The sequence below is a fragment of the Streptacidiphilus sp. MAP5-3 genome (genome assembly GCF_041262505.1).
Taxonomy (GTDB): domain Bacteria; phylum Actinomycetota; class Actinomycetes; order Streptomycetales; family Streptomycetaceae; genus Streptacidiphilus.
The window spans coordinates 57,020-77,718 of sequence record NZ_JBGCCL010000014.1 but is presented as its reverse complement, the minus strand read 5'-3'; the positions used below and the strand labels follow the sequence as shown (position 1 = coordinate 77,718).

Below are 20,699 nucleotides of genomic sequence, written 5' to 3'. Positions count from 1 at the left end.
GAACGTCACGTGGGGCCTCCTCCGGGAGGCCCCACGTGCGTGTTGACCTCGATTGGCGTGCCCCTTGTCCGGTATGGCACACTAGCCGAGTTGCTCGGTTGAGCGCCGATGCCGCGCGCCCCCTCATCGGATCCTTCGGGATCGGGGGGACCGAAAGCGAGTCCCACAGTACTCGTCGTGCCCGTGATGCCCGTTTGTCTGTGATCCAGCACGTCTGGACGAGACGCGGCAGCTGCGGCGCGAAAGTACGGGAATCTTTCGGGAAGCGTGGACAGAGGTGCCGATCCGGTGTTTCCGCCCCGGCTTCATTGCGAAGGCAAGTGCGACACGCCCGACCGCGTGGGTCGGCGAAACACCCCGAATGACTCCACCCGGAGGCGTTCGGCGCAGAGGTGACAGAGACAGAAGGACTACGAAGCAGCCATGGCGGGACAGAAGATCCGCATCCGGCTCAAGGCCTACGACCACGAGGTCATCGACTCCTCGGCGAAGAAGATCGTCGAGACGGTGACGCGTACTGGTGCGCAGGTCGCGGGCCCGGTGCCGCTGCCCACTGAGAAGAACGTGTACTGCGTCATCCGCTCGCCGCACAAGTACAAGGACTCGCGCGAGCACTTCGAGATGCGCACGCACAAGCGCCTGATCGACATCCTCGACCCGACGCCCAAGACCGTTGACTCTCTGATGCGACTCGACCTGCCGGCCGGTGTCGACATCGAGATCAAGCTCTGAGGGGCGTGAGCTGAAGATGGCTAAGCAGATCAAGGGCATCCTGGGCGAGAAGCTCGGCATGACGCAGGTCTGGGACGAGAACAACCGCATCGTCCCGGTGACCGTCGTCAAGGCCGGCCCGAACGTCGTTACCCAGGTTCACACCGCCGACGGCACCGGCTATGACGCCGTGCAGATCGGTTTCGGCGACATCGACCCGCGCAAGGTGAACAAGCCCCTCGCGGGTCACTTCGCCAAGGCCGGCGTGACCCCGCGCCGCCACCTGGTCGAGCTCCGCACCGCGGACGCCTCGGAGTACACCCTCGGCCAGGAGATCACCGCTCAGGTGTTCGAGGCCGGTGTCAAGGTCGACGTGACCGGCACCAGCAAGGGCAAGGGCTTCGCCGGTGTCATGAAGCGCCACAACTTCCGTGGCCTCGGCGCGGGCCACGGCGTCCAGCGCAAGCACCGTTCGCCCGGCTCGATCGGTGGCTGCGCCACCCCGGGTCGCGTGTTCAAGGGCATGCGCATGGCCGGTCGTATGGGCCACGAGCGTGTCACCACGCAGAACCTGACCATCCACGCCGTTGACGCGGAGAAGGGCCTGCTGCTCATCAAGGGCGCTGTCCCCGGTCCGAACGGCGGCCTGATCCTGGTCCGCACCGCGGCAAAGGGGGCCTGAAGCAATGAGCACCATCAACGTTCTCTCCCCCGCGGGTGAGACCGTCGGCACCGTCGAGCTGCCGGCTGAGATCTTCGACGCCAAGGTCAGCGTTCCGCTGCTGCACCAGGTCGTCGTGGCTCAGCTCGCCGCTGCTCGTCAGGGCACGCACAAGACCAAGCGTCGTGGCGAGGTCCGTGGTGGCGGCAAGAAGCCGTACCGCCAGAAGGGCACCGGCCGCGCCCGTCAGGGTTCGACCCGTGCGCCGCAGTTCGCCGGCGGTGGCGTCGTGCACGGCCCCCAGCCGCGCGACTACTCGCAGCGGACCCCCAAGAAGATGAAGGCCGCCGCTCTGCGTGGCGCCCTCACCGACCGGGCCCGCAACGCTCGCATCCACGTCGTCACCGGCGTGGCCGCGACCGAGGCGCCGTCCACCAAGGCTGCCCGCACGCTGCTCGGCAAGATCAGCGAGCGCAAGAACGTGCTGCTGGTCGTCGAGCGTGACGACGAGCTGTCGCTGCTCAGCGCCCGCAACCTGCCGACCGTCCACATCCTGGACGCCGGTCAGCTGAACACCTACGACGTGCTCGTCTCCGACGACGTGGTCTTCACTCAGGCTGCCTTCGAGCGTTTTGTGGCCGGTCCGGTCGCGTCCGCCAAGGCTGTCGCCGCTGAGGGCGAGCTCGATGGGAGCGCCGCCTGATGAGCGAGATCACGAGCAAGACGTACACGGACCCCCGTGACGTCCTGATCAAGCCGGTCATCTCGGAGAAGAGCTACGCGCTCCTCGACGAGAACAAGTACACCTTCGTGGTGTCGCCGGACGCCAACAAGACCCAGATCAAGCAGGCCGTCGAGGCCGTCTTCTCGGTCAAGGTCGCCAACGTCAACACGCTGAACCGCCAGGGCAAGCGCAAGCGCTCCCGCACCGGCTTCGGCAAGCGCAAGGACACCAAGCGCGCCATCGTGACGCTGGCAGAGGGCAACCGCATCGACATCTTCGGGAACGCCCCCGCCGCCTGACGGCGCGAGGGAATCCCGTAACGGTTAAGGACAGAAGAAGCCATGGGCATCCGCAAGTACAAGCCGACAACGCCGGGCCGTCGCGGCTCCAGCGTTGCCGACTTTGTCGAGATCACGCGGTCCGAGCCGGAGAAGTCGCTGGTCCGCCCGCTGCACAGCAAGGGCGGTCGTAACAACACCGGTCGTGTGACTGTTCGCCACCAGGGTGGCGGCCACAAGCGCGCGTACCGTGTCATCGACTTCCGTCGTCACGACAAGGACGGCGTGCCGGCCAAGGTCGCTCACATCGAGTACGACCCGAACCGCACCGCGCGCATCGCACTGCTGCACTACGCAGACGGTGAGAAGCGCTACATCATCGCTCCGGCCAAGCTCGGCCAGGGCGACCGGGTTGAGAACGGCCCCAGCGCCGACATCAAGCCGGGCAACAACCTCCCGCTCCGGAACATCCCGGTCGGTACGGTCATCCACGCCATCGAGCTGCGTCCCGGTGGCGGCGCGAAGATCGCCCGTTCCGCGGGCTCCTCGGTGCAGCTGCTGGCGAAGGAGGGCGTCTACGCCCACCTGCGCATGCCGTCCGGCGAGGTCCGCCTCGTGGACGCGCGCTGCCGCGCGACCGTCGGCGAGGTCGGCAACGCCGAGCAGTCGAACATCAACTGGGGCAAGGCCGGCCGTATGCGCTGGAAGGGCGTCCGCCCGACCGTGCGTGGTGTCGCCATGAACCCGATCGACCACCCGCACGGTGGTGGTGAGGGTAAGACCTCCGGTGGTCGCCACCCGGTTTCGCCGTGGGGTCAGAAGGAGGGTCGTACTCGTTCGCCGAAGAAGGCGTCCAACAAGTACATCGTCCGCCGCCGCAAGACGAACAAGAAGCGCTAGGAGCAGTCTCGATGCCGCGCAGTCTCAAGAAGGGGCCCTTCGTCGACGACCACCTCATGAAGAAGGTGGATGTCCAGAACGAAGCCGGTACCCAGAACGTCATCAAGACCTGGTCCCGTCGCTCCATGATCGTTCCGGCGATGCTCGGGCACACCCTCGCGGTGCACGACGGCCGCAAGCACATCCCGGTGTTCGTCACCGAGTCGATGGTCGGCCACAAGCTCGGCGAGTTCGCGCCGACCCGCACGTTCAGGGGTCACGTCAAGGACGACCGCAAGTCCAAGCGACGCTGACCTGCGAAGCGAAGACACGATGACAGACACCATCAAGGGGACAACCATGGAAGCCAGGGCAGCGGCGCGGTACATCCGCGTAACGCCCATGAAGGCCCGCCGCGTGGTGGACCTTGTCCGTGGCATGAGTGCCACGGAGGCCCAGGCGGTCCTGCGATTCGCTCCGCAGGCCGCGTCTGTGCCCGTTCTCAAGGTGCTCAACAGCGCCATTGCGAACGCGGACCACAACTACAACCACAACGACGTCGAGAGCCTCTACATCTCCGAGGCCTACGTCGACGAGGGCCCGACCCTGAAGCGTTTCCGTCCGCGGGCCCAGGGCCGCGCGTACCGGATCCGCAAGCGGACGAGCCACATCACCGTGGTCGTCGCGTCGAAGGAAGGGACCCGGTAATGGGCCAGAAGGTTAACCCGCACGGGTTCCGCCTCGGCATCACCACGGACTTCAAGTCCCGCTGGTACGCCGACAAGCTGTACAAGGACTACGTCAAGGAAGACGTCGCGATCCGTCGCATGATGACGTCCGGCATGGAGCGCGCCGGTATCTCGAAGGTTGAGATCGAGCGCACCCGTGACCGCGTGCGGGTGGACATCCACACCGCCCGCCCGGGCATCGTCATCGGCCGCCGCGGCACCGAGGCCGACCGCATCCGCGGCGACCTCGAGAAGCTGACCGGCAAGCAGGTCCAGCTGAACATCCTCGAGGTCAAGAACCCCGAGCTGGACGCCCAGCTCGTGGCTCAGGGCGTCGCTGAGCAGCTGTCCTCCCGCGTCTCCTTCCGTCGCGCCATGCGTAAGAGCATGCAGGGCACGATGAAGTCCGGTGCCAAGGGCATCAAGATCCAGTGCTCCGGCCGTCTGGGCGGCGCTGAGATGTCCCGCAGCGAGTTCTACCGCGAGGGCCGCGTGCCCCTGCACACGCTGCGCGCCAACGTCGACTACGGCTTCTTCGAGGCCAAGACCACCTTCGGTCGCATCGGCGTCAAGGTCTGGATCTACAAGGGCGACGTCAAGAACATCGCCGAGGTCCGTGCCGAGAACGCTGCCGCCAAGGCCGGCAACCGCCCGCCGCGTGCGGGTGGCCCGGGCGAGCGCCCGCGTCGTGGTGGCGACCGTCCCGCCGGTGGCCGCGGCCGCCGTCCGCAGCAGAACACCGAGGCTGCCGCCCCCGCGGCGACCGAGGCTCCGGCTGCGGCTGAGACCACTACGGAGGCCTGACCATGCTGATCCCTCGCAGGGTCAAGCACCGCAAGCAGCACCACCCCAAGCGCCGCGGTATGGCCAAGGGTGGCACTGAGGTGACGTTCGGCGAGTACGGCCTGCAGGCCGTCACCCCGGCGTACGTGACGAACCGGCAGATCGAGTCCGCTCGTATCTCCATCACCCGTCACATCAAGCGTGGCGGCAAGGTGTGGATCAACATCTACCCCGACCGCCCGCTGACGAAGAAGCCCGCCGAGACCCGCATGGGTTCCGGTAAGGGTTCGCCGGAGTGGTGGATCGCGAACGTGCACCCGGGTCGGGTCATGTTCGAGCTGTCCTACCCGAACGAGAAGGTGGCTCGTGAGGCGCTCACCCGCGCTGCTCACAAGCTCCCGATGAAGTGCCGGATTGTCCGGCGCGAGGCAGGTGAGAGCTGATGGCCGCGACGAAGGCTGCTGAGCTCCGCGAGCTGGACAACGAGGGTCTCGTTGCGCAGCTGCGTGAGCGCAAGGAGGAGCTGTTCAACCTCCGCTTCCAGGCGGCGACCGGGCAGCTCGACAACCACGGGCGCCTCAAGCTCGTCAAGAAGGACATCGCGCGGATCTACACCCTGATGCGCGAGCGCGAGCTGGGCATCGAGACGGTGAAGGACGCCTGATGACTGAGAACACCAACGAGACGCGCGGTTTCCGCAAGACCCGTGAGGGTCTCGTCGTCAGCGACAAGATGGACAAGACCGTCGTCGTCGCCGTCGAGGACCGCGTCAAGCACGCGCTGTACGGCAAGGTCATCCGCCGTACGAACAAGCTGAAGGCGCACGACGAGGCCAACGCTTGCGGTGTCGGCGACCGTGTTCTCCTCATGGAGACCCGTCCGCTGTCCGCGACGAAGCGCTGGCGCGTCGTCGAGATCCTCGAGAAGGCCAAGTAACGAACGCGATTGGGTGCCGTCGTATGTGCTCGGGACCCCGGCTCTTGCAAGAGAGTCAGGGGTGCCCGGGTGAGCAGCGGCGGACCCGGTCCCGATCGTTGACGATCAGGAGAAAGACGTGATCCAGCAGGAGTCGCGACTGCGTGTCGCCGACAACACGGGCGCGAAGGAAATCCTTTGCATCCGCGTTCTCGGTGGCTCCGGCCGGCGCTACGCGGGCATCGGCGACGTCATCGTGGCGACCGTCAAGGACGCGATCCCCGGTGGCAATGTGAAGAAGGGCGACGTGGTCAAGGCCGTCATCGTCCGGACCGTGAAGGAGCGCCGTCGTCCCGACGGTTCCTACATCCGGTTCGACGAGAACGCCGCCGTCATCCTCAAGAACACCGACGGTGACCCCCGTGGTACCCGCATCTTCGGCCCGGTGGGCCGTGAGCTGCGCGAGAAGAAGTTCATGAAGATCATCTCGCTGGCGCCGGAGGTGCTGTAACCGATGGCTAACAGCATGAAGATCAAGAAGGGTGACCTGGTCCAGGTCATCACCGGCAAGGACAAGGGCAAGCAGGGCAAGGTCATTCAGGCCATCCCTACGGAGAACCGCGTCCTGGTCGAGGGTGTCAACCGGGTCAAGAAGCACACCAAGGCCACGCCCACCGCGAACGGCTCGAAGGCCGGCGGCATCGTGACCGTCGAGGCCCCGATCCACGTCAGCAACGTTCAGCTGGTCGTGGAGAAGGACGGCAAGAAGGTCGTCACCCGCGTCGGGTACCGATTCGACGAGCAGGGCAACAAGATCCGCGTTGCCAAGCGCACCGGTGAGGACATCTGATGACCGACACCTCGATTGAGAAGGTCAGCCCCCGGCTCAAGGAGCGCTACCGCTCCGAGATCAAGGGTCAGCTGCAGGAAGAGTTCAGCTACGACAACGTCATGCTGATCCCCGGCCTGGTCAAGGTCGTGGTCAACATGGGTGTGGGCGACGCCGCCCGCGACTCGAAGCTGATCGACGGTGCGGTCAAGGACCTCACCGCCATCACCGGCCAGAAGCCGACCGTGACCAAGGCTCGCAAGAGCATCGCGCAGTTCAAGCTGCGTGAGGGTCAGCCGATCGGCGCCCACGTCACCCTCCGCGGTGACCGCATGTGGGAGTTCCTGGACCGCCTCATCTCGCTTGCGCTGCCGCGCATCCGTGACTTCCGCGGTCTGTCGCCGAAGCAGTTCGACGGCAAGGGCAACTACACCTTCGGTCTGACCGAGCAGGTCATGTTCCACGAGATCGACCAGGACAAGGTCGACCGCCCTCGTGGTATGGACATCACCGTGGTGACCACCGCCCAGACCGACGACGAGGGCCGGGCGCTGCTGCGGGCTCTCGGCTTCCCCTTCAAGGAGAGCTGACCGATGGCGAAGAAGGCACTGATCGCCAAGTCGGAGCGCAAGCCGAAGTTCGGTGTCCGGGGCTACACCCGGTGCCAGCGCTGCGGCCGTCCGCACTCCGTGTACCGCAAGTTCGGCCTCTGCCGTGTCTGCCTTCGTGAGATGGCGCACCGCGGCGAGCTGCCGGGCGTGACCAAGAGCTCCTGGTAACCAGCTCCTTCGGCCTATCCGAAGGACTGTCAGGAACTCAGAGGTAAGCAACCTCGGAACAGTCGGGTTCCCGACCTCCTGTAACCTAGGGAGGTCGGGGCCCGTGCTGCCCCGAATTCGTCTTACTACACCGTAGGTCCCGTGCCCCTTCTGCAAACGAGGCGCGCGGAAACCGCGGTGAGAGAGGCCACAGGCCATCATGACCATGACCGACCCGATCGCAGACATGCTGACGCGTCTGCGAAACGCGAACTCGGCCTACCACGACTCCGTCGTGATGCCCCATTCGAAGATCAAGACGCACATCGCGGAGATCCTCAAGCAGGAGGGTTACATCTCCAGCTGGAAGGTCGAGGAGCCGAAGGAGGGCGAGGTCGGCAAGAAGCTGGCCATCGACCTCAAGTTCGGCCCGAACCGTGAGCGCTCGATCGCGGGCATCAAGCGCATCTCCAAGCCGGGTCTGCGGGTCTACACCAAGTCCACCGCTATGCCGAAGGTGCTCGGCGGCCTGGGCGTGGCGATCATCTCCACGTCCGCAGGTCTGCTCACCGGACAGCAGGCAGCCAAGAAGGGCGTGGGTGGGGAAGTCCTCGCCTACGTCTGGTAACTCAGGGAAACGGAGGTACAGCAATGTCTCGCATTGGACGGCTGCCCATCCCGGTTCCCGCCGGCGTGGACGTCACCATCGATGGCCGCACGGTCTCGGTGAAGGGCCCCAAGGGCACCCTCACCCACGCCGTCGCCGCGCCGATCGAGATCGCGAAGGCTGAGGACGGCACTGTCGTCGTCTCCCGCCCGAACGACGAGCGCATGTCGAAGGCCCTGCATGGCCTGACCCGCACGCTGGTGGCGAACATGATCACCGGCGTGACCGCGGGCTACCGCAAGTCGCTCGAGATCAGCGGTGTTGGTTACCGTGTCGCGGCGAAGGGCTCCGACATGGAGTTCCAGCTCGGCTACAGCCACCCGATCCTGGTCCCGGCCCCGGAGGGCATCTCCTTCGTGGTCGAGTCGCCGACCAAGTTCCACGTGGACGGCATCGACAAGCAGAAGGTCGGCGAGGTCGCCGCGAAGATCCGCAAGCTGCGCAAGCCCGACCCGTACAAGGCCAAGGGCGTCAAGTACGCGGGCGAGGTCATCCGCCGCAAGGTCGGAAAGAGTGGTAAGTAACCCATGACTGTCGGTGTGAAGATCGGCAAGGGCAACGGCTACAAGGCCGCCGCCCGTAAGCGCCGCGCCATCCGCGTCCGCAAGCGCGTCTCCGGTACTCCGGTTCGTCCGCGCCTGGTGGTCTCCCGGTCCAACCGCCACATCGTGGCGCAGGTGATCGACGACCTCGCGGGCCACACCCTGGCTTCGGCGTCCACCCTCGACGTGTCCATCAAGGGCAACGAGGCGGACAAGACCGAGCAGGCCAAGAAGGTCGGAGCCCTGGTCGCCGAGCGCGCCAAGGCTGCCGGTATCGAGCAGGTCGTCTTTGACCGCGCGGGCAACCAGTACGCCGGCCGCATTGCGGCCCTGGCGGACGCCGCCCGCGAGGCCGGTCTGGACTTCTGACCCGCCCGCCACAGGCTGACGGACGAAACGAGAGAGGTAAATCCAATGGCTGGACCCCAGCGCCGCGGTAGCGGCGCCGGCGGCGGCACCGGCGGTGGCGAGCGGCGTGACCGTAAGCGTGACGGTCGTGACGGCGGAGCCGCCGTCGAGAAGACCGCCTACGTCGAGCGCGTCGTAGCGATCAACCGAGTCGCCAAGGTTGTCAAGGGTGGCCGTCGCTTCAGCTTCACCGCGCTGGTCGTGGTGGGCGACGGTGACGGCACCGTGGGTGTCGGTTACGGCAAGGCGAAGGAGGTGCCGGCCGCCATCGCCAAGGGTGTTGAGGAGGCCAAGAAGCACTTCTTCAAGGTCCCCCGTATCCAGGGCACCATTCCCCACCCCATCCAGGGCGAGAAGGCCGCGGGCGTCGTCCTGCTCAAGCCGGCTTCCCCGGGTACCGGCGTTATCGCCGGTGGTCCGGTGCGTGCCGTGCTCGAGTGCGCCGGCGTGCACGACATCCTGTCGAAGTCCCTGGGCTCCGACAACGCGATCAACATCGTCCACGCGACCGTGGCCGCGCTGAAGGGCCTTTCGCGCCCCGAGGAGATCGCTGCCCGTCGTGGTCTGCCGCTGGAGGACGTTGCTCCGGCCGCGCTGCTGCGCGCCCGGGCTGCTGGGCAGGGGGCTGCGTAATGGCTCGCCTGAAGATCACCCAGGTCAAGTCCTACATCGGTAGCAAGCAGAACCACCGTGACACCCTGCGTTCGCTTGGTCTCAAGCGCATGCACGACGTGGTCGTGAAGGAGGACCGTCCCGAGATCCGCGGGATGGCCCAGACTGTCCGTCACCTCGTCACGGTCGAGGAGGTGGACTGAGATGGCGGAGCAGAACCCGCTGAAGATCCACAACCTGCGTCCCGCCCCGGGTGCCAAGACCGCCAAGACCCGTGTCGGTCGTGGTGAGGCATCCAAGGGTAAGACCGCTGGTCGTGGTACCAAGGGCACCAAGGCCCGTTACCAGGTTCCGCAGCGCTTCGAGGGTGGCCAGATGCCCCTTCACATGCGCCTGCCGAAGCTGAAGGGTTTCAAGAACCCGTTCCGCGTCGAGTTCCAGGTCGTCAACCTCGACAAGCTGGCCGCGCTCTACCCGCAGGGTGGCGAGGTCACGGTCGAGGACCTGGTCGCGAAGGGTGCGGTTCGCAAGAACTCGCTCGTCAAGGTGCTCGGCACCGGCGAGATCGCCGTGGCGCTGCAGGTTTCGGTTGACGCCGTCTCCGGCTCCGCCAAGGAGAAGATTGCCGCTGCGGGCGGCTCGGTGACCGAGCTCATCTGAGCTCGTCGCTGACGCCCCGAGCGCTGAGGCCCGGTTCCCCTTCGGGGGAGCCGGGCCTTTCGCCTTTTCCACAGAGGGACGTTGCAGTTCCCCGCGCCCCTGGTGGTGCAACTGCCTGCGGCAGCGCCCCCGAAGGAGTTGCGCCTATCGCTTGAGGGTCAGCAGCCCTATGGTCAGGCCCTGGACGTGGTGGACCGAGGTGACGTTGTACCGGGCGGCGAGCGCCGCGCGCTCCGCAGGAGTCAGGCCGCTCATCGGGCTGTGCCAGTAGCCGTAGGAGACGACCCAGATGCGGCGCGGAGCGTTGTCCAGGCAGGTCGCGGGCACCGTGCATTCGACCGCCATCAGGTCGTCCGCCTGGGCCGGGGTCTTCGCTGCGAAGAGGTCGCGGGGTCTGTCGGCGGAGGGCAGGTAGTACTCGATCCCCAGATCGAGCATGTACTTCGCGTACGGGCCGCGCTCCGGGACGAACGCGTCCCCCTCGCGGTAGCCCGTGGCGATGATCGAGGCCGCGCCCTTCCAGTCGGTCGTGGTGTGCGCGGCGGGCTGGCGCAGTTGGACCTGGTAGGGGAGGGCGATCAGGGCGACCAGCAGGACCGCCGCGGGTGCGGTCCAGCGGGAGAAGGGAAGCCGTTCCGCGCCTGCCGCGGCGATGATCGCCCAGAACGGGACGACGAAGAGCAGGTAGCGCTCGACCCAGTAGGACGTGGAGCCCTGGGAGACGAGCCACACCGTCAGCACCGGCAGGATCGGCAGGGGGAGCAGCAGTCGGCCGGGGCGGCGCAGGCAGGCGACGACGGTCAGGGCCAGCAGCACCACCGTCACCGGCCAGGAGGCCGTGATCGAACCGAGCAGTCCGGGCAGGGCGAAGATGTTCGGGCGGGTGGTCCAGTTGAGCTGGCGGCCGGCCTGGTCGTGGCCCGCCAGCAGCAGCGGGGTGAGGACGGCGAAGGCCAGCACGGCGGCCGGGACGAAGCCGCGCCAGGCGCGCCTGCGGCGGGTGTACACCAGCCAGAGGTGGCCCGTCAGCACGCTGAGGGCGACCAGGTGGAGAAGTCCCGCCAGGGCCATCAGGGTCGCGTAGCCCAGCCAGCGGAGTGCCATCCGGCGCCGGCCCGGGTTCTCCCGGCAGTCGAGGATGGTCAGCAGTTGCAGGGTGGCCAGCAGGACGACGGTGTCGACCATCGCGTAGACCCGGGCCTCCTGCGCATAGCGGATGACCAGAGGCGTCAGCGCGTAGAGCAGGCCGGCCCAGAGCCCGACCCGGGCGCTGAAGAGGCGCTTGCCGATGACGGCGGTGAGCCCGGCGGAGACCGCGGTTGCCAGCACGCTGGGCATCCGCAGGGCCGCGGCCGAGGTGCCGAAGCTGTTGATCCAGAAGTGCAGGAGGACGTAGTAGGCGCCGGAGACGGCGTCCACATGGCCGAGCAAGCCCCACAGCTGTCCCAGGCTGCGGGTGGCGGCGGTCCAGCTGGCCAGTTCGTCGCGCCAGAGGTCCGGACGTCCCACCTCGATCAGGCCGAGGACGAGCGCCAGGAGCGCGGGCGGGGCCCATGCGCGGGGTCTGCGGAGCAGCACGGGTGCCTCGGGTGCCTTCATCGGTTTGTGGTTTTCCCTCGAACGGGGTCCTGTCTACCAGCCGCCAAGCGGCGTAGCGGCTCGGTAAACGGGCTTTCATGCGCAATTCATCGCTCAATTACTTCGAAGGTGTGCGTTGTGGCGTCGCCTTGACCTCGGAGCTTGACGTGCGCGAATCGGACAGAAGACGGACAGAAGGCACCCTTTGCCGGTAACCATCGGGGGAAGCCCCAAGATCGGCTTGTCTCCCTTGGGTTCTGTGCTTCATTCGTGCGGCCACTGGCTGTTAGAGTCCGTGGAGTCCATATGTAGGTTGGCCCACCCGTCTCAGACGGTACGCCCCCCGATCCACCGTCCCTCCGGGCCCCCACGGCCGGGAGCAGCAGGAGGCCCCGTGCTCACCGCGTTCGCCCGGGCGTTCAAGACGCCCGACCTGCGCAAGAAGCTGTTGTTCACGCTGGGCATCATGGTCGTCTTCCGCGCGGGTGCGCACATCCCCGTGCCGGGCGTCAACTACGCGGGTGTGCAGTCCTGTCTGACCAGCCTGAACAAGTCGGGCGGCAACCAGCTGCTGGGCCTGGTGAACCTCTTCAGCGGCGGTGCGCTGCTGCAGATCACCATCTTCGCGCTCGGGATCATGCCCTACATCACGTCGAGCATCATCCTTCAGCTGCTGACGGTGGTGATCCCGCGCCTGGACGCCCTGAAGAAGGAGGGCCAGGCCGGTCAGACGAAGATCACCCAGTACACCCGGTACCTGACCATCGCGCTGGCCATCCTCCAGGCCACCGCGATCTCCGCCACCGCGCAGAACGGTGCGCTGTTCGGCGGGGCCTGCTCCGGCAGCCAGGTCGTCCCGAACCAGTCGGTCTTCACCATCGCGACCATGGTCATCACCATGACCGCGGGCACCGCGGTCATCATGTGGCTGGGCGAGCTGGTGACCGACCGCGGCATCGGCAACGGCATGTCGATCCTGATCTTCACCTCGGTCGCCGCGCAGTTCCCGTCGCAGCTGTGGAGCATCAAGGCGAGCCACGGCTGGCTGACCTTCTTCGGCGTGATCATCATGGGTCTGGCCATGGTGGGCCTGGTCGTCTTCGTCGAGCAGGCCCAGCGCCGCGTCCCGGTGCAGTACGCGAAGCGCATGATCGGTCGCCGCGCCTACGGCGGCACCTCGACGTACATCCCGCTCAAGGTGAACCAGGCGGGTGTGATTCCGATCATCTTCGCCAGCTCGCTGCTCTACATCCCCGCGCTCGTGGTCCAGCTCAGCAACAAGACCAGCTCAGGCTGGGGGGCGTGGATCGAGAACAACCTCACCAAGAGCGACCACTGGCTCTACATGCTGGTCTACTTCGTCCTGATTGTCTTTTTCGCCTTCTTCTACGTGGCCATCACGTTCAACCCCGAAGAAGTCGCCGACAACATGAAGAAGTATGGTGGGTTCATCCCGGGCATCCGGGCCGGCCGCCCGACGGCGGAATACCTGAACTATGTGCTGACCAGGATCACCTGGCCGGGCTCGCTCTATCTGGGCCTGATCGCCCTGGTGCCCCTGATCGCACTCGGGCTGTTCCAGGCGTCTTCGAACTTCCCGTTCGGCGGTACGAGCATCCTCATCGTTGTGGGTGTGGGCCTTGAAACTGTGAAGCAGATCGAGAGCCAGCTCCAGCAGCGCAACTACGAAGGGTTCCTCCGCTGATGCGTATCGTCCTCGTCGGACCCCCGGGGGCCGGGAAGGGTACTCAGGCCGCGCTGCTGGCCAAGACCCTGTCCATCCCCCATGTGTCCACCGGTGACCTGTTCCGCGCCAACATCTCGCAGGGCACTGAGCTCGGCCGGCTGGCGAAGAGCATCATGGACGAGGGCACGCTGGTACCCGACGAGGTCACCATCGCGATGGTGAAGGACCGGCTGCACCAGCCGGACGCCGAGAACGGTTTCCTGCTGGACGGCTTCCCGCGCAACACCGCGCAGGCCGTCGCGCTGGACGGGATCCTCAAGGAGCTCGGCATCGCCCTCGACGGCGTGCTGGACCTGGAGGTCCCCGAGGACGAGGTGGTCCGGCGCATCGCCGGCCGCCGCCTGTGCCGCAACGACAGCGCGCACATCTTCCACGTGCTCTACAACGCGCCCGCGGTCGAGGGCGTCTGTGACGTCTGCGGCGGCGAGCTGTACCAGCGCTCGGACGACAGCGAGGAGACCGTGCGCACCCGGCTCGAGGTCTACCACACGGAGACCGAGCCGATCATCGAGTACTACCGCAAGCAGCACCTGGTCACCACGATCTCGGCGCTCGGCAAGGTCGACGAGGTCACCGAGCGCGCGATCGCCGCGCTGCGGGAGAACGCGAACGACTGAGTTTCATTTCTTGGCTGCGGCCGTGACACCCTGGATGGATGTCACGGCCGCAGTGCGTTTTCCAGGCGCCGCTGCGTCGCCACTGGTTGCACGTGTCTGGTTGGACGAGTTGAGGAGAGCGAGAAGAGCGCATGGTTGAGATCAAGACGCCCGAGCAGATCGCGAAGATGCGGGAGGCCGGGCTGATCGTGGCCGAGGCGCTCAAGGCCGCGAGCGAGGCCGCGGTGCCCGGTGTCACCACCGGCGAGCTCGACGCCGTCGCCAAGAAGGTCATCGAGGGCCATGGCGCGACGTCCAACTTCCTCGGCTACCACGGCTTCACCGGTGTGATCTGCGCCTCCGTCAACGAGGAGGTCGTGCACGGCATCCCCGGCGACCGCGTGCTGAACGACGGCGACATCATCTCCATCGACTGCGGCGCGATCGTCGACGGCTGGCACGGCGATGCAGCCGTCACCGTCTTCGTTGGCGGCGGCCACGCCCCGGAGCTGCACGCGCTGAGCGAGACCACCGAGGGTTCGATGTGGGCGGGCATCGCACAGGTGAAGAAGGGCAACCGGCTCTCCGACATCAGCCGCAGCATCGAGGGCTTCATCCGCCGTCAGCCGCTGCCCCCGCGCGGAAAGTACGGCATCGTCGAGGACTACGGCGGCCACGGCATCGGCTCCGCCATGCACATGGACCCGCACCTGCTCAACTACGTCGACCGCCGCCGTGGGCGCGGTATGAAGCTGGTCCCGGGCTTCTGCATCGCCATCGAGCCGATGATCACCCTCGGCACCCCCAAGACCCACGTCCTCGAGGACGAGTGGACGGTCGTCAGCAACGACGGCACCTGGTCCTCCCACTGGGAGCACTCCATCGCCCTGACCGAGGAGGGCCCGCTCGTCCTCACCGCCGTCGACGGCGGCAAGGCGAAGCTCGCCGAGCTCGGTGTGACCGTGGCCCCGGACCCGCTGGGCTGAGCCCGTCGGGCCGGGCTGCGACGGGGTGATTTCGCGTTCGCTTGGACACTGTCGTAGACTGCTGTGTCGGCTCACTCGTAGCTTGCTTCCGCACGTCCCCGCCCGGTAAGGCGAGGATGGATCGATCCGGTCCCTGCGTGAGTGCCGACTACGGTAGTCGATTCCGGAAGGCGAATTCCGCAGGATTATGGCCAAGAAGCAAGGCGCCATCGAAATCGAGGGCACCGTGATCGAGTCTCTGCCGAACGCGATGTTCAAGGTCGAACTGCAGAACGGTCACAAGGTTCTCGCGCACATCAGCGGCAAGATGCGCATGCACTACATCCGCATCCTCCCGGACGACCGGGTCGTCGTCGAGCTCAGCCCGTACGACCTGACCCGTGGTCGCATCGTCTACCGGTACAAGTAACCAGCAGATCCAGACCCGGAGAACCTGAGTCAGATGAAGGTCAAGCCGAGCGTCAAGAAGATCTGCGACAAGTGCAAGGTGATCCGCCGTCACGGTCGGGTCATGGTGATCTGCGAGAACCTGCGCCACAAGCAGCGCCAGGGCTGATCTCACCCCCTGTACGGGTCGTAACTCTTCGCGCGACGCGAAAAACAACATGAAACGGGATGCCCGATCTCTCGTTGTCCTTGCAGGGATTCACTCTGCAGGGACGGGAGACTGCCACCCCCGGTCGGAGGCCGGGGCTCGATCAGCGGGAGCTGAACGGGTAGGCGTCACGTCAGACCTCCGAGGAAACAACAGGAGCCAGATTCATGGCACGCCTCAGTGGCGTTGATCTCCCGCGCGAGAAGCGGATCGAGATCGCCCTCACCTACGTCTACGGCATCGGCCGCACCCTCGCCAAGCAGGCGCTGGTCGAGACCGGTGTGAACCCGGACATCCGCGTCCGCGACATCACCGAGGACGACCTCGTCGCCCTGCAGAAGTTCGTGGACGCGAACTTCGAGGTCGAGGGTGACCTCCGCCGTGCCGTCGCCGCCGACATCCGCCGCAAGGTCGAGATCGGCTGCTACGAGGGCCTGCGCCACCGCCGTGGCCTGCCGGTCCGCGGTCAGCGCACCCACACCAACGCGCGTACCCGCAAGGGCCCGCGTCGCGCGATTGCCGGCAAGAAGAAGCCGGGCAAGAAGTAGTCCGCCCCCTCAACCGGACTTCAATCCGGCCCGCTGGGCTAGCGGACCGACCACCTCATCAGGAGATTTCAGCTCATGCCTCCCAAGGGCCGTCAGGCTGCCGGCGCGAAGAAGATCCGCCGCAAGGAGAAGAAGAACGTCGCTCACGGGCACGCCCACATCAAGAGCACGTTCAACAACACGATCGTTTCGATCACCGACCCGTCCGGCAACGTGATCGCCTGGGCGTCCTCGGGCCACGTCGGCTTCAAGGGCTCCCGCAAGTCGACCCCGTTCGCCGCGCAGATGGCCGCCGAGGCCGCTGCTCGCCGCGCGCAGGAGCACGGCATGCGCAAGGTCGACGTCTTCGTCAAGGGCCCGGGCTCCGGTCGTGAGACCGCGATCCGCTCCATCCAGGCCACCGGCCTGGAGGTCGGCTCCATCCAGGACGTCACCCCCACCCCGCACAACGGCTGCCGCCCGCCGAAGCGTCGTCGCGTCTGACGCACGCGCTTCGCAGCGTGTAGCTCCAAGGGATACGGCCTCCGGTTCAGCCGGAGGCCGTATCCTTGCTTTCGTCGGCATCAAATAGTGGGTGCCGAAGATCTATCTGGAGGATTTCCCTCATGTTGATCGCTCAGCGTCCGTCGCTGACCGAAGAGGTTGTCGACGAGTACCGCTCCCGGTTCGTCATCGAGCCGCTGGAGCCGGGCTTCGGCTACACCCTCGGCAACTCCCTGCGTCGTACCCTCCTCTCCTCGATCCCCGGCGCTGCTGTCACCAGCATCCGGATCGACGGCGTGCTGCACGAGTTCACCACCGTGCCGGGCGTCAAGGAGGACGTCACCGACCTGATCCTCAACATCAAGCAGCTGGTCGTCTCCTCGGAGCACGACGAGCCGGTCGTGATGTACCTGCGCAAGCAGGGCCCGGGTCTGGTCACCGCCGCTGACATCGCGCCCCCGGCCGGTGTCGAGGTCCACAACCCCGAGCTGGTCCTGGCCACGCTGAACGGCAAGGGCAAGCTGGAGATGGAGCTGACCGTCGAGCGCGGTCGCGGCTACGTCTCCGCCGTGCAGAACAAGCAGTCCGGCCAGGAGATCGGCCGTATCCCGGTCGACTCGATCTACAGCCCCGTGCTGAAGGTCACCTACAAGGTCGAGGCCACGCGTGTCGAGCAGCGCACCGACTTCGACAAGCTGATCGTCGACGTCGAGACCAAGCCGGCCATGCGTCCGCGTGACGCGATGGCGTCGGCCGGTAAGACCCTGGTCGAGCTGTTCGGTCTCGCCCGCGAGCTGAACATCGATGCCGAGGGCATCGACATGGGCCCGTCCCCGACGGACGCCGCCCTGGCCGCGGACCTGGCGCTGCCGATCGAGGAGCTGGAGCTCACGGTCCGCTCCTACAACTGCCTCAAGCGCGAGGGCATCCACACCGTGGGTGAGCTCGTCGCCCGCTCCGAGGCCGACCTGCTCGACATCCGCAACTTCGGTGCGAAGTCGATCGACGAGGTCAAGGCGAAGCTGGCCGGCATGGGCCTGGCCCTCAAGGACAGCCCGCCCGGATTCGACCCGACCGCCGCTGCGGACGCCTTCGGCGCCGACGACGACGACCCGGGCTTCGCGGAGACCGAGCAGTACTGAGTCTGATCCGACTCCGCTTGGGTACGGGACCGCTTCGGCGGTCCCGTATTCTTGTCACCTGTATGTCTAAGTCGTGCGGGCGCCACTGCCCGTACGCCCGGTCCGGTTCCTAGTACGGCCGACGCCGGATATTGAAGGAGACACCATGCCTCGTCCCGCCAAGGGTGCCCGCCTCGGCGGCGGCCCGTCCCACGAGCGTCTGCTGCTCGCCGGTCTGGCTCGCGAGCTGTTCCAGTACGGCCGCATCACCACGACCGAGGCCAAGGCCCGCCGCCTGCGCCCGTTCGCGGAGAAGCTGATCACCAAGGCCAAGAAGGGTGACCTGCACAACCGCCGTGAGGCGCGCAAGGTCATCACCGACGTCGCGGTGCTGCACACCCTGTTCACCGAGATCGGTCCGCGTTACGTGAACCGCCCCGGTGGCTACACCCGTATCACCAAGATCGGTACGCGCCGTGGCGACAACGCGCCCATGGCCGTCATCGAGCTGGTCGAGCCTCTGACGGTGGCCCAGGAGGCCGTCGGCGAGGCCGAGGCGGCGACCAAGGTCGCGGCTGCGGAGTAGTCCCCAGAGGACTCGTTGCACTATCCAGGGGCGCGAGGCCCTGCTGATTTTGCGGCTCCGCCGCGTGGGCGCGAGCAACCATCCTGTGCGGATGGCTCTGCTCGTTCGGCGAGTCACCTGTCATGGTGGCTTGTCGCGCCTGCGCGGCGGGGCCGCATATCGGCAGAGCCCCGCGCCCCTGGCGTTTGCCCTCCACCCCTTGCGTAGAGAGTTTCCCCTGTGGCCTGCGAAGAAGAGCCCCGTAAGGACGGCCCTGCCGACGGCTTGGTCCGGATCCGGTTGGACCTCGCCTACGACGGCGCGGAGTTCTCCGGGTGGGCGCGGCAGAAGAGCGGGCGGCGGACGGTCCAGCAGGAGCTGGAGGAGGCGATCGCGGTCGTCACGCGGCAGCACGACGTGTTGTTCCCGCTGACCGTCGCCGGGCGGACCGACGCCGGGGTGCACGCGCGGGGGCAGGTCGCGCACGTGGATCTGCCGGAGGGCATCTGGCAGGCGGAGGGCGAGAAGCTGCTGCGACGGCTCGCCGGGCGGCTTTCGGGGGACATCCGGGTGTGGCGGCTGTCCGAGGCTCCCGCGGGCTTCGACGCGCGCTTCAGCGCGATCTGGCGGCGCTACGCCTACCGCATCTGTGACGTCCAGGGCGGCGTCGACCCGCTGCGGCGCGGGCACGTGCTCTGGCACGACCGTCCGCTGGACGTGCCGCTGATGAACGAGGCGGCACGACGCCTCGTGGGAGAGCACGACTTCGCCGCGTACTGCAAGAAGCGCGAGGGCGCGACCACCATCCGGGAGCTGCTGGAGTTCTCCTGGGAGCGCACCGAGGGCGACGCGCTGCTCGGGCCCGGAGTGCCGGGGCTGGTCGTCGGGACGGTCCGGGCGGACGCGTTCTGCCACAACATGGTGCGCGCGCTGGTCGGCTCGATGCTGCTGGTCGGCGGTGGGCAGCGGCCGGTGGACTTCCCGGCGGAGGTGCTCGCCGGCGGCGAGCGGAACTCGGCCGTCAACGTGGTCCGGCCCTACGGGCTGACGCTGGAGGAGGTCGGCTACCCGGCCGACGAGCTGCTGGCGGAACGCAACCGCGCGGCCCGTCGGCTCCGGGTGCTCGGAGCGAAGTAACCGCGGCGGCAGCCGACCTGACGGCCCATCAGTGCGCGGACTGGGCGGCTGCAGCCGCTTCCGCACGGCCGCGGGCGGCGAGGTTCTGGAAGGCCATCGCGGCGATGTCGTTGCCTGATGCCAGTGCGACGGTGTCGTTGGCGGGGACCGGCTTGCCGTTGGTGTAGCCCGCGACGGTGAAGTAGGTGTAGCGGCCGATCGCGTCGGTCGAGAGTCTGCAGACCACGCCGCGGCAGAACGGTTTCACCGGGCCGCCGAAGAGCGACTGCAGGTTGCCCGATGCGGCCTGGGCCTTCACCGCGTCGGCCTGGGCCGCCGAGGGGAAGACGGCGATACCGACGGTGACGTCGGCCGCGCCGCTGCCGTAGGTGGCACGGAAGACGGCCTGGCAGCCGTTCTTGGCCAGCACCGCGGCCAGCGGCGCGGTGGCGGCGTCCGTGCACGCGGAGGTCGCTGTCAGTGCCTGGGTGTAGGGATGGCCGTTGACGGTGACCTTCTTGCCGGGGAAGAGCGCCGCCACGCTGAGCGGGGCCGTGTCCGTCGTGGCACTGGAGAGCAGGGTGATCGGGTCGAGCAGCGTCGGGCTGGGCGTCGGCTGCGCGGGGGGCATCGTCGTGGGGGCGAACGAGGGCTGGGTCGTGGGCACGGCCACGGAGGGGCTCGCCACTGCCGTGGGGTGGCCGGTGGAGTGACCGCCCGTCAGGGCGAGGGCGGCCGCCCCGCCGCCGAGGACGAGGACGGCGGCAGCGCCGAGGGCGATGCGGCGGCGCAGACGGGTGGGCCCGGTGGGCCGGGTGTGCTGGTTGGACCGGTGCGAGGGCTCGGGGGCGGTCTCGGTGGGCTGCTCCCAGTCAGGGGCCGGCGTGCCCTCGGGCGGCGGGTCGCTGGGCAGGCCGGGGCGTATCGCAAAGGCCGTGGTGGTCCTGGCGCCGCCGCGGACGGGAGCGGTGCCCTGCTGCGGCTCGGGCGTGGGCGGCTCCGGAGCGCCGGGCCGCACCTTGAAGGCGGTGAGTGCCCGCGCGCGCAGACGGCCTGGCGCGTACTGGGTCGGGATCCGGCCGTGCTGCCGGTCGCCGCGGCGGGGGAGGGACTGCTGCGGGTCGGCCTGCGGCTGACGGTCCTGACGGGGGCCTGTCGTCATGCGCCGAAAGCGTAGTAGGTCCAGCTTCCGGATCCGGCAAAGCCCAG

At 67.3% G+C, this 20,699-nt stretch carries 33 protein-coding genes; 31 read left to right on the top strand and 2 right to left on the bottom strand.

Annotated elements, in window-relative coordinates; translation table 11 throughout:
• Positions 1-423 precede the first annotated feature (423 nt).
• From rpsJ to rplO, 21 genes are all read left to right on the top strand, one after another.
• Positions 424-732: a 30S ribosomal protein S10 gene (gene rpsJ / locus ABH928_RS21400; RefSeq protein WP_020549238.1), complete on the top strand. Its 309-nt coding sequence runs from the start codon at positions 424-426 to the stop codon at positions 730-732.
• Between the two features lie 16 nt (positions 733-748).
• Positions 749-1,393 (top strand): 50S ribosomal protein L3, encoded by a 645-nt coding sequence (rplC, locus tag ABH928_RS21395; RefSeq protein WP_370068832.1) that lies wholly within the window; start codon positions 749-751, stop codon positions 1,391-1,393.
• Positions 1,394-1,397: 4 nt separating this feature from the next.
• The gene (gene rplD, locus ABH928_RS21390) at positions 1,398-2,075 is read left to right on the top strand and encodes a 50S ribosomal protein L4 (RefSeq protein ID WP_370068830.1); all 678 of its coding nucleotides are present in this window, start codon (positions 1,398-1,400) and stop codon (positions 2,073-2,075) included.
• A complete protein-coding gene (gene rplW, locus ABH928_RS21385; RefSeq protein WP_196193115.1) occupies positions 2,075-2,395 on the top strand; it encodes a 50S ribosomal protein L23 in 321 nt (106 codons plus the stop codon). The genes rplD and rplW overlap by 1 nt, the downstream gene beginning before the upstream one ends.
• A 42-nt stretch (positions 2,396-2,437) precedes the next feature.
• Positions 2,438-3,274, top strand: coding sequence for a 50S ribosomal protein L2 (gene rplB, locus ABH928_RS21380; protein WP_370068828.1), 837 nt, complete (start codon positions 2,438-2,440; stop codon positions 3,272-3,274).
• Between the two features lie 11 nt (positions 3,275-3,285).
• Positions 3,286-3,567: a 30S ribosomal protein S19 gene (gene rpsS / locus ABH928_RS21375; protein ID WP_030251592.1), complete on the top strand. Its 282-nt coding sequence runs from the start codon at positions 3,286-3,288 to the stop codon at positions 3,565-3,567.
• Positions 3,568-3,613: 46 nt separating this feature from the next.
• On the top strand, positions 3,614-3,961 hold the full coding sequence (gene rplV, locus ABH928_RS21370) for a 50S ribosomal protein L22 (protein ID WP_370068825.1): 348 nt from the start codon (positions 3,614-3,616) through the stop codon (positions 3,959-3,961).
• Positions 3,961-4,785, top strand: a complete 825-nt coding sequence (rpsC, locus tag ABH928_RS21365) for a 30S ribosomal protein S3 (RefSeq protein WP_370068823.1) — start codon at positions 3,961-3,963, stop codon at positions 4,783-4,785. Before rplV ends, rpsC begins: the two co-directional genes overlap by 1 nt.
• A gap of 2 nt (positions 4,786-4,787) precedes the next feature.
• The gene (gene rplP / locus ABH928_RS21360) at positions 4,788-5,207 is read left to right on the top strand and encodes a 50S ribosomal protein L16 (protein ID WP_196193111.1); all 420 of its coding nucleotides are present in this window, start codon (positions 4,788-4,790) and stop codon (positions 5,205-5,207) included.
• Positions 5,204-5,428, top strand: a complete 225-nt coding sequence (gene rpmC, locus ABH928_RS21355; protein ID WP_196193610.1) for a 50S ribosomal protein L29 — start codon at positions 5,204-5,206, stop codon at positions 5,426-5,428. The genes rplP and rpmC overlap by 4 nt, the downstream gene beginning before the upstream one ends.
• Complete coding sequence (rpsQ, locus tag ABH928_RS21350) at positions 5,428-5,700, top strand: 30S ribosomal protein S17 (protein ID WP_042367669.1); 273 nt, start codon at positions 5,428-5,430, stop codon at positions 5,698-5,700. Before rpmC ends, rpsQ begins: the two co-directional genes overlap by 1 nt.
• 118 nt (positions 5,701-5,818) lie before the next feature.
• Positions 5,819-6,190, top strand: a complete 372-nt coding sequence (gene rplN / locus ABH928_RS21345; protein ID WP_042451761.1) for a 50S ribosomal protein L14 — start codon at positions 5,819-5,821, stop codon at positions 6,188-6,190.
• Positions 6,191-6,205: 15 nt separating this feature from the next.
• The gene (gene rplX, locus ABH928_RS21340) at positions 6,206-6,529 is read left to right on the top strand and encodes a 50S ribosomal protein L24 (protein ID WP_370069014.1); all 324 of its coding nucleotides are present in this window, start codon (positions 6,206-6,208) and stop codon (positions 6,527-6,529) included.
• Positions 6,529-7,098 (top strand): 50S ribosomal protein L5, encoded by a 570-nt coding sequence (rplE, locus tag ABH928_RS21335; protein WP_370068819.1) that lies wholly within the window; start codon positions 6,529-6,531, stop codon positions 7,096-7,098. Before rplX ends, rplE begins: the two co-directional genes overlap by 1 nt.
• Positions 7,099-7,101: 3 nt before the next feature.
• Positions 7,102-7,287, top strand: coding sequence for a type Z 30S ribosomal protein S14 (locus ABH928_RS21330; RefSeq protein ID WP_196193109.1), 186 nt, complete (start codon positions 7,102-7,104; stop codon positions 7,285-7,287).
• A 199-nt stretch (positions 7,288-7,486) separates the two neighbouring features.
• A complete protein-coding gene (rpsH, locus tag ABH928_RS21325; protein WP_370068816.1) occupies positions 7,487-7,894 on the top strand; it encodes a 30S ribosomal protein S8 in 408 nt (135 codons plus the stop codon).
• A gap of 23 nt (positions 7,895-7,917) precedes the next feature.
• The gene (gene rplF, locus ABH928_RS21320; RefSeq protein WP_370068814.1) at positions 7,918-8,457 is read left to right on the top strand and encodes a 50S ribosomal protein L6; all 540 of its coding nucleotides are present in this window, start codon (positions 7,918-7,920) and stop codon (positions 8,455-8,457) included.
• Between the two features lie 3 nt (positions 8,458-8,460).
• Entirely contained in the window at positions 8,461-8,844 is a 384-nt protein-coding gene (gene rplR, locus ABH928_RS21315) for a 50S ribosomal protein L18 (RefSeq protein WP_037605700.1), read from the top strand.
• A gap of 45 nt (positions 8,845-8,889) precedes the next feature.
• Complete coding sequence (gene rpsE / locus ABH928_RS21310) at positions 8,890-9,516, top strand: 30S ribosomal protein S5 (RefSeq protein WP_111504516.1); 627 nt, start codon at positions 8,890-8,892, stop codon at positions 9,514-9,516.
• The gene (gene rpmD, locus ABH928_RS21305; RefSeq protein WP_042367653.1) at positions 9,516-9,698 is read left to right on the top strand and encodes a 50S ribosomal protein L30; all 183 of its coding nucleotides are present in this window, start codon (positions 9,516-9,518) and stop codon (positions 9,696-9,698) included. The genes rpsE and rpmD overlap by 1 nt, the downstream gene beginning before the upstream one ends.
• A gap of 1 nt (position 9,699) precedes the next feature.
• Positions 9,700-10,155 carry a 50S ribosomal protein L15 gene (gene rplO, locus ABH928_RS21300; RefSeq protein ID WP_196193106.1) on the top strand — a complete coding sequence of 152 codons (456 nt, stop codon included), beginning with the start codon at positions 9,700-9,702 and terminating at the stop codon, positions 10,153-10,155.
• A 144-nt stretch (positions 10,156-10,299) separates the two neighbouring features.
• Here the strand turns inward: rplO and ABH928_RS21295 are convergent, their stop codons facing one another.
• Positions 10,300-11,754: a glycosyltransferase family 39 protein gene (locus ABH928_RS21295; protein ID WP_370068810.1), complete on the bottom strand. Its 1,455-nt coding sequence runs from the start codon at positions 11,752-11,754 to the stop codon at positions 10,300-10,302.
• A 373-nt stretch (positions 11,755-12,127) separates the two neighbouring features.
• On the opposite strand from ABH928_RS21295, the gene secY reads away from it, so the two are divergent.
• The 10 genes from secY to truA all read left to right on the top strand — a co-directional run bounded on the left by secY (position 12,128) and on the right by truA (position 19,511).
• Entirely contained in the window at positions 12,128-13,438 is a 1,311-nt protein-coding gene (gene secY, locus ABH928_RS21290) for a preprotein translocase subunit SecY (protein ID WP_370068808.1), read from the top strand.
• Positions 13,438-14,097 (top strand): adenylate kinase, encoded by a 660-nt coding sequence (locus tag ABH928_RS21285; protein WP_370068806.1) that lies wholly within the window; start codon positions 13,438-13,440, stop codon positions 14,095-14,097. The genes secY and ABH928_RS21285 overlap by 1 nt, the downstream gene beginning before the upstream one ends.
• A 131-nt stretch (positions 14,098-14,228) precedes the next feature.
• Positions 14,229-15,062 carry a type I methionyl aminopeptidase gene (gene map, locus ABH928_RS21280; protein ID WP_370068804.1) on the top strand — a complete coding sequence of 278 codons (834 nt, stop codon included), beginning with the start codon at positions 14,229-14,231 and terminating at the stop codon, positions 15,060-15,062.
• 187 nt (positions 15,063-15,249) lie between these two features.
• Positions 15,250-15,471, top strand: coding sequence for a translation initiation factor IF-1 (gene infA / locus ABH928_RS21275; RefSeq protein WP_003956442.1), 222 nt, complete (start codon positions 15,250-15,252; stop codon positions 15,469-15,471).
• A gap of 33 nt (positions 15,472-15,504) precedes the next feature.
• Entirely contained in the window at positions 15,505-15,618 is a 114-nt protein-coding gene (gene rpmJ / locus ABH928_RS21270) for a 50S ribosomal protein L36 (RefSeq protein ID WP_009740505.1), read from the top strand.
• Positions 15,619-15,824: 206 nt separating this feature from the next.
• Positions 15,825-16,205: a 30S ribosomal protein S13 gene (gene rpsM, locus ABH928_RS21265; RefSeq protein WP_370068800.1), complete on the top strand. Its 381-nt coding sequence runs from the start codon at positions 15,825-15,827 to the stop codon at positions 16,203-16,205.
• A 75-nt stretch (positions 16,206-16,280) separates the two neighbouring features.
• A complete protein-coding gene (gene rpsK, locus ABH928_RS21260) occupies positions 16,281-16,688 on the top strand; it encodes a 30S ribosomal protein S11 (protein WP_030251538.1) in 408 nt (135 codons plus the stop codon).
• 122 nt (positions 16,689-16,810) lie between these two features.
• Entirely contained in the window at positions 16,811-17,830 is a 1,020-nt protein-coding gene (locus ABH928_RS21255; RefSeq protein ID WP_370068797.1) for a DNA-directed RNA polymerase subunit alpha, read from the top strand.
• A gap of 145 nt (positions 17,831-17,975) precedes the next feature.
• Complete coding sequence (gene rplQ, locus ABH928_RS21250) at positions 17,976-18,395, top strand: 50S ribosomal protein L17 (protein WP_370068795.1); 420 nt, start codon at positions 17,976-17,978, stop codon at positions 18,393-18,395.
• Between the two features lie 219 nt (positions 18,396-18,614).
• On the top strand, positions 18,615-19,511 hold the full coding sequence (gene truA / locus ABH928_RS21245) for a tRNA pseudouridine(38-40) synthase TruA (protein ID WP_370068793.1): 897 nt from the start codon (positions 18,615-18,617) through the stop codon (positions 19,509-19,511).
• A gap of 28 nt (positions 19,512-19,539) precedes the next feature.
• On the opposite strand, the gene ABH928_RS21240 is transcribed toward truA, so the two are convergent.
• On the bottom strand, positions 19,540-20,652 hold the full coding sequence (locus tag ABH928_RS21240; RefSeq protein WP_370068791.1) for a hypothetical protein: 1,113 nt from the start codon (positions 20,650-20,652) through the stop codon (positions 19,540-19,542).
• Positions 20,653-20,699 lie beyond the last annotated feature (47 nt).

Coding starts and splice junctions, on each gene's coding strand:
- rpsJ (WP_020549238.1), top strand. CDS start 424: ATGGCGGGACAGAAGATCCGCATCCGGCTCAAGGCCTACGACCACGAG.
- rplC (WP_370068832.1), top strand. CDS start 749: ATGGCTAAGCAGATCAAGGGCATCCTGGGCGAGAAGCTCGGCATGACG.
- rplD (WP_370068830.1), top strand. CDS start 1,398: ATGAGCACCATCAACGTTCTCTCCCCCGCGGGTGAGACCGTCGGCACC.
- rplW (WP_196193115.1), top strand. CDS start 2,075: ATGAGCGAGATCACGAGCAAGACGTACACGGACCCCCGTGACGTCCTG.
- rplB (WP_370068828.1), top strand. CDS start 2,438: ATGGGCATCCGCAAGTACAAGCCGACAACGCCGGGCCGTCGCGGCTCC.
- rpsS (WP_030251592.1), top strand. CDS start 3,286: ATGCCGCGCAGTCTCAAGAAGGGGCCCTTCGTCGACGACCACCTCATG.
- rplV (WP_370068825.1), top strand. CDS start 3,614: ATGGAAGCCAGGGCAGCGGCGCGGTACATCCGCGTAACGCCCATGAAG.
- rpsC (WP_370068823.1), top strand. CDS start 3,961: ATGGGCCAGAAGGTTAACCCGCACGGGTTCCGCCTCGGCATCACCACG.
- rplP (WP_196193111.1), top strand. CDS start 4,788: ATGCTGATCCCTCGCAGGGTCAAGCACCGCAAGCAGCACCACCCCAAG.
- rpsQ (WP_042367669.1), top strand. CDS start 5,428: ATGACTGAGAACACCAACGAGACGCGCGGTTTCCGCAAGACCCGTGAG.
- rplX (WP_370069014.1), top strand. CDS start 6,206: ATGAAGATCAAGAAGGGTGACCTGGTCCAGGTCATCACCGGCAAGGAC.
- rplE (WP_370068819.1), top strand. CDS start 6,529: ATGACCGACACCTCGATTGAGAAGGTCAGCCCCCGGCTCAAGGAGCGC.
- ABH928_RS21330 (WP_196193109.1), top strand. CDS start 7,102: ATGGCGAAGAAGGCACTGATCGCCAAGTCGGAGCGCAAGCCGAAGTTC.
- rpsH (WP_370068816.1), top strand. CDS start 7,487: ATGACCATGACCGACCCGATCGCAGACATGCTGACGCGTCTGCGAAAC.
- rplF (WP_370068814.1), top strand. CDS start 7,918: ATGTCTCGCATTGGACGGCTGCCCATCCCGGTTCCCGCCGGCGTGGAC.
- rplR (WP_037605700.1), top strand. CDS start 8,461: ATGACTGTCGGTGTGAAGATCGGCAAGGGCAACGGCTACAAGGCCGCC.
- rpsE (WP_111504516.1), top strand. CDS start 8,890: ATGGCTGGACCCCAGCGCCGCGGTAGCGGCGCCGGCGGCGGCACCGGC.
- rpmD (WP_042367653.1), top strand. CDS start 9,516: ATGGCTCGCCTGAAGATCACCCAGGTCAAGTCCTACATCGGTAGCAAG.
- rplO (WP_196193106.1), top strand. CDS start 9,700: ATGGCGGAGCAGAACCCGCTGAAGATCCACAACCTGCGTCCCGCCCCG.
- ABH928_RS21295 (WP_370068810.1), bottom strand. CDS start 11,754: ATGAAGGCACCCGAGGCACCCGTGCTGCTCCGCAGACCCCGCGCATGG.
- ABH928_RS21285 (WP_370068806.1), top strand. CDS start 13,438: ATGCGTATCGTCCTCGTCGGACCCCCGGGGGCCGGGAAGGGTACTCAG.
- map (WP_370068804.1), top strand. CDS start 14,229: ATGGTTGAGATCAAGACGCCCGAGCAGATCGCGAAGATGCGGGAGGCC.
- infA (WP_003956442.1), top strand. CDS start 15,250: ATGGCCAAGAAGCAAGGCGCCATCGAAATCGAGGGCACCGTGATCGAG.
- rpmJ (WP_009740505.1), top strand. CDS start 15,505: ATGAAGGTCAAGCCGAGCGTCAAGAAGATCTGCGACAAGTGCAAGGTG.
- rpsM (WP_370068800.1), top strand. CDS start 15,825: ATGGCACGCCTCAGTGGCGTTGATCTCCCGCGCGAGAAGCGGATCGAG.
- rpsK (WP_030251538.1), top strand. CDS start 16,281: ATGCCTCCCAAGGGCCGTCAGGCTGCCGGCGCGAAGAAGATCCGCCGC.
- ABH928_RS21255 (WP_370068797.1), top strand. CDS start 16,811: ATGTTGATCGCTCAGCGTCCGTCGCTGACCGAAGAGGTTGTCGACGAG.
- rplQ (WP_370068795.1), top strand. CDS start 17,976: ATGCCTCGTCCCGCCAAGGGTGCCCGCCTCGGCGGCGGCCCGTCCCAC.
- ABH928_RS21240 (WP_370068791.1), bottom strand. CDS start 20,652: ATGACGACAGGCCCCCGTCAGGACCGTCAGCCGCAGGCCGACCCGCAG.